Source organism: Desulfosarcina sp., assembly GCF_033791525.1.
Classification (GTDB): Bacteria; Desulfobacterota; Desulfobacteria; order Desulfobacterales; family Desulfosarcinaceae; genus Desulfosarcina.
Map to the genome: position 1 here is coordinate 1 of NZ_JASJGN010000098.1, position 5,659 is coordinate 5,659.

4 protein-coding genes are annotated in these 5,659 nt (G+C 50.5%); all 4 read right to left on the bottom strand.

All coding sequences use genetic code 11. The annotated features are described in order from the left end of the window. A partial coding sequence (locus QNK41_RS04685; protein WP_319254262.1) for a hypothetical protein occupies nucleotides 1-322 on the bottom strand: 322 nt, incomplete at its 3' end. Nucleotides 323-475: 153 nt separating this feature from the next. Continuing rightward, nucleotides 476-949 (bottom strand): response regulator, encoded by a 474-nt coding sequence (locus QNK41_RS04690; RefSeq protein WP_319254264.1) that lies wholly within the window; start codon nucleotides 947-949, stop codon nucleotides 476-478. 350 nt (nucleotides 950-1,299) lie between these two features. Next, nucleotides 1,300-2,436, bottom strand: a complete 1,137-nt coding sequence (locus tag QNK41_RS04695) for a GAF domain-containing protein (RefSeq protein WP_319254266.1) — start codon at nucleotides 2,434-2,436, stop codon at nucleotides 1,300-1,302. Nucleotides 2,437-3,190: 754 nt separating this feature from the next. Next, a complete protein-coding gene (locus tag QNK41_RS04700) occupies nucleotides 3,191-5,080 on the bottom strand; it encodes a sigma 54-interacting transcriptional regulator (protein ID WP_319254268.1) in 1,890 nt (629 codons plus the stop codon). Between the last annotated feature and the right edge of the window lie 579 nt (nucleotides 5,081-5,659).

Genomic DNA, 5,659 nt, shown 5'->3' on the forward strand with positions numbered 1-5,659 from the left:
TCTTTTTTCCGGCGTCTTCCAGACCGGCGATTTTTTGAAAGTTGAGCGGGTCGAAAACATTGTTGCATTTGACCACCACGCGGATGATCTCTTCCGACCCGAAGACCGCCTTGAATGACTCGTACTGCCCGTTTTCGGGCAGATCCTCGATGATCAGGTCGTGTATCGACGTCTTGAATGCCAGGCGGGGAATGAATGCGGCGAACAGGAGGGTCACCGCGGCAATGACGGCGAGAGCAAGCCGTCGATGCTGCAGCACCGTTTGGACACAATCCACCGGATTTAGCGATCTTAAAAATTGATGAAGACGATTCCTGTTCATTTCTCGCTCCATCGTGAACGGACCTCCGAGAGGACTTACTTTTGTTTACGTTCGACTATCGTTTTTACCCCAACGTTGCATAAAAAACATGTCGAATAGAATTAAAGACATAAAATTATACATATGCCGCCTCAGGTGGTTGCCCTGATCCTGCTAGTGCCAGGACCCTTTGTATTCATCGAGCCATCCGGGGCCGAATTTCTTTTCATAGTATCCCTTGAGACGATCGAACCACATGCCGAGCACCCCGGGTTGTTGACGATCATCGCCCAAGACATCTTCCAGAAACACATCCAACTCAGCCAGCTTGTTCTTGGGCAGGTATGCATCGGCACCGCCGTCCATCGATTTGGCAAAGTTGTCGGGGCTGAGGGCATGGCCGGTGAGCATGACTACACGACTATTTTTTTCTCTGGCGATCTCCAGCAGATCATAGCCCTGAACGCCCATGATATCGAGCACGACCAAGTCGTAGGTTTTTGAATTGAGCTTTTGTTTGGCCGTATTGAAATCGTTGGCAGTATCGACGTCACAGTTTTCCAGTACTTCTTCGATGGATTCTAAGATGTCAGGTTCATCGTCGACGGCCAGTATTGTTTTCCCTTTCAGCGTGACTTTATTTTTCATCCGTGAGTCCTCTCTTTCCTGGTTAATTAAAAATATGGTTTGTCAAGCAATCACCCCATTCTGGAAAATCTGACCGTGAAGATACTGCCCCCCGAGCCAATACAGTCCATCGCAGCCGTTTTGTTTTTACACAATGATACACTGCCCGGGCAGGCATCGGCATCACCCGGCAAGAATCGACAGCGCTGACTCGAAAAATCGATGGTGAACCCAAGCCTTTCCGCATAGGTCCGCATTCGCAGAAGGTCGGTTCCTGTACCGCCGGCGTTAAAGGCATAGGGTGTTTTGGATGAATAGTGCCGGGTCGGTTGGGTGTGAAAGAACCCTTTGAATATGTTCTTTTGGTTTACCTAGGTTATCCCAACGCCACAATCTTGAAATTCCAGGAAAATATCATCGGCCGTGGCCCAGGCCTTCAATTTTATCGTTCCCTCATCAGGGGTGTTTTCAATTGCATTTTTCAGTAAACCGTCACCTATTTTTTTGAGGACGTTTCCGTCCATTTTGATGTACAGGCCGTCTTCGATGGCCAATGAAACCTTCAGGCGTCGTTCCCGGATCATCTCAAGGGCATGTTTGTAAATGTTTTTTAGGAAGAGATCGACCCTGATCGTTTCGATTCTCTCCGGTTCAAATTTTAAAATGGATTTAATGCGATTGATGACTTGTTCAGCCACGGGTCCGCACTGAATGGTCGTGTCTTCACCGGTCTCTTCAACCAGACTGATCAGATCCTCAAAAATTCTCATATATTGTTTTTCGCAATCGACAATTTTTCTTCCGACGATGTCCTCCACCTTCTCCTGGATATGGTTGAGCCTGACGATACACCGCCGGCCCCTTTCAATCGTCTTGATCAGGTGTGTCAGATCGTGGTCATGGGCGGTGTCGGCAAACCGAGTCAACACAGATGCTAGAATCGATAAGGGTGTTCTGAGTTCGTGCGACAGGTGATTGACCACTTTCTGCCTGGCCCTGTCAGTCTCCTTCAATTCTTCATAAAGAAATGAGTTCTCAAGGGCGACCGTCACGTAGCTTGCCATGTAGGTCAAGATGTCGACATCGTCTTCTGTGAAATCCCCCCCTTTTTTGTTGAGCACCTGCATGGTTCCGATGCAATTTCTACGATGACCGACCAAGGGAACGCAGAGTATATTGACCGTTCGAAACCCTGTCTTTTTATCCACTTCCCTGTAGAAACGCGGATCAGCATAGGCATTGTTTACGACCTGGGGCGTTTTGTTGCAAAATACCCATCCGGCGATGCCCTGGTCAGTCGAAAATTGAATTTGATCGGATTCCATGTCTGCGGCAACGAACGAGCAAAGATTTTGTTCATTTTCATCGACTAAAAAAATCGAGCATCGTTCGACATCCAGAATCTTACCGGTTTGATCGGATATGACATCGAAAAGTGCGTCAACATTCAATTCAGAGGTAATGATTTGTCCGGCCTGGATCAGGCGGGAGTATTTTTCGAGCTGCACCTGAAGAAGTTTATCCGCAAGCCTGCGGATTGCTACTCGTTTTTTTTTATCGTGGGTAGACACATTCATCCCAATACCAATTGGCTCAAGAGGTGCCGCCTTAGTTGTATGGCACTAATTAGTAATAGATTCGGAAGGATGAGTTCATATTAATCCAGATAAATGATAGGTGTCAAGAACGAATCAGGTTTTGATGGAACCCGGAAATATGTGGCCTACACGCCGAGAATAGGAATTGACCTCCAAGGGGCCCGGACCATGCCCTTGCGACGGTGCACGGCGCTTTAAAGAGAGGGTAAGTGGGGTTTCAAACTGGAGGAACGGTGAACCGCGACAGCGAGCGCATTCCCCGCCGCTTGTCGGAGCAAAGCGGAGATCCCGCCACCGGGGTCGGAGCAAAGCGGAGATCCCGAGCATCGGGGTTAGCGAGAGTCGATCCACAAATGGCCAATTTGTCTGATATCTGCGTTATGCTCAAAATTTTATCCTCGGAATATCGACCATAAACCTGCGGTAAAATTTTTCGCATGCCTTGATCTCAACCAAATTTGCCTATTTCTGGATGGACACTAGCGAGCGAACTGAAAATCGATTTTCATCCATACGGTGCTTTGCAGCACTGCCGGTACAGGCAGAACATTTCCCCGCGGCTTGTCAGAGCGAAGCACAGATCCCGCTCATCGGGGCCACGGGGAGGGTTCAATCCGATGTACCGCTTTATCTGAATCAGAATATGCTGATCAGAGGCGGTGGTTCAGGCATTCTTTTCAGTCTCTTTTCTGAGTGCCCGCCACAGTGTATTGGTGCTGATCCTCAGTTTCCTGGCCGCCAGGGATTTGTTGTTGCCGCATTGCGTTAAAGTGCGGCGAATTATGTTCTGCCGGTGCCCGTTCAATTGTTCCTTCAAGGTGCGCATGCCGGATGCCTCATCTGTCCGGGGAAAGGCGGAGGCCGCCGAGGCGCCCTCGCCGGCGTCCGTCTGCCGGCCGCCGAGACCCCGGGGGGCCTCGTATTCTTCAAACAAGTCCATAAAGAGGCCCTCATTGTGCTGGCGGTTGCCCAACAGGATCAGATAACTTTCCATCAGCGAGTTTAACTCCCTGATGTTGCCCGGCCAATGGTAGGATTCGATCTGTTTGTACATGTCCTGCGTGATGCACGACAACGTTTTTTGGTAGCCTTTCAGAAGGGGCGCCAACAGTTCGGGTATGTCTTGTGCGCGCTGCCGCAAAGGCGGGATAGTCAGCCGCAGAACCGCCAGCCGATAGTACAGATCCTTTCTGAAGCGACCCGCGCGCACCTCTTCAGTCAGGTCCTTGTGAGTGGAACTGATGACGCGCGCATCCACCGGTACGATTTTGTCTCCCCCCACTCGCATCACTTCCTTGTTTTCCAGAACCCTCAGGAGCCGTACTTGGAGCTTTGGCGAGATGTCACCGATTTCATCGAGAAAAATGGTACCATGGTTGGCCAACTCGAACAGTCCGATTTTGCCGCCTTTTTTCGCACCGGTAAACGCGCCTTCCTCATGGCCGAAAAGTTCACTTTCCAAAAGGGTTTCCGGAAGGGCGGCGCAATTGATTGCCACGAAGGGGGCTTTATGGCGTGGGCTGATATGATGCAGGGCGTGGGTGAGAAATTCTTTCCCCGTACCGGTTTCCCCGCAAATCATGATGGCGGCTTCCGTTTTGGCGAATTGCTTTGCCTTGGCGATGAGTTTGCGCATGCCGGGGCTCCGGGCAACGATATCATTCATCGTGTGTTTGGCGATAAACCCTTTTTGGTAGATGCGTGCGCGCAATTTGCGATCGATATTATGGATGGCACTGCCTTCTTTCAGCAAACCGACAGCTCCGCGAACCTTGCCGTTAATTAAAATAGGAAGGCAGTTTAGGACCAGTTCGTTGTCCCTGACCTTAATGATCTCGTCGCTTTTTTTGGACCCCGAGTGGAGGACCTCCATCAGCCCCAGCGAATCGGCCAGCTTAGGAACGGGCAACCCCAGGTGCAACCCCAGATTCATCCCGAGCATTGATTCGGCTGTCTGGTTGTAGAAATTCAGGTGGCCGAGCGCGTCCACACCGATCATGCCGTCGTCCATTATTTTGAAGATGGTTTGCAGTTGTTCATGGGTCTCGATTTCCCTGCGTCGGGCGACAGCCAATGCCCGGGCCCGGCCTAGCGCATCCTGTACGATCTGGCGGGCGGGCTCGATGATCACGGCACTGGCCTGAAGGCCGGCGGCGATCTTGCGGCTCACCCCACCGCCGACAATAACATCGACCCCCTCGTCAATCGCTTTTTTGACCCCGTCTTCGAGTTCCTTTTGGCTGTTGAAAACAATCTGTCGAACATCCAGCCCCAGGATGTCCCGGATGATCTTGAAACCTTCACGGCCGACCGCGAAGCTGGTGACACCGATCTTATTGCCCAATCGGGCGGCGGTCTGCAGCGCCGTGATGATTTCGAGCATGGTGATGGGAATATTAACCACCGGCTGGCCGATGCTTCTGGCGATCATCCCGCCGGTACCGCCGTGACCCAGGATAACTTCGTACCCATCCTGAATGAGGTTCCTGGCTGTGGAGACCGCATCATCCAGACCCACGATGGTGGCAAACAGGTCGTCGGTTTGTGGATTCACGTGTCTCCTGACGGCCTCGACCACTTCGATCGAGTGGGAAACTAAGGCGAAACGATATTTTTTCTGTTGATGGGCCATGGCAAGAAACCTTGCGGTGAGAGGTGACAATAGCGATATCCAATTTGCCTATTTCTGGATGGACACTGACTGCTGCCAGGCACGTTAAGCTACAAAATTGATATTAATTTTAATTATGACACTATTATAACTCATTTTTGACATCAACCCCAAAGATAGTTTTTCATACAACTGTCTGAACCACCGTCTTTTCGGGGCGTTAGACAAAGTGATTGGATCGTGGCACGATGAATGCTAAATACCTGTTCGAAATTCAGTCCACAGGCATCCCCACGCGGCGGTTGGAAGACAGCCAGTCAAGAAAATCGATTGTTGCCGCCAGGCGGTCCATGCCGAAGGCCTTAACCATTTAAATGTAGATAGTGCCCATCCAGAAACGGTTATTTTGCCCGATGTCTGCGTTATGCTCAAAATTTTATCCTCGGAATATCAACTATATGCCTGCGGTAAAATTTTTCGCATGCCTTGATCTCGACCAAAATTCCTCATTTCTGGATGGAC

Coding starts and splice junctions, on each gene's coding strand:
- QNK41_RS04690 (WP_319254264.1), bottom strand. CDS start 949: ATGAAAAATAAAGTCACGCTGAAAGGGAAAACAATACTGGCCGTCGAC.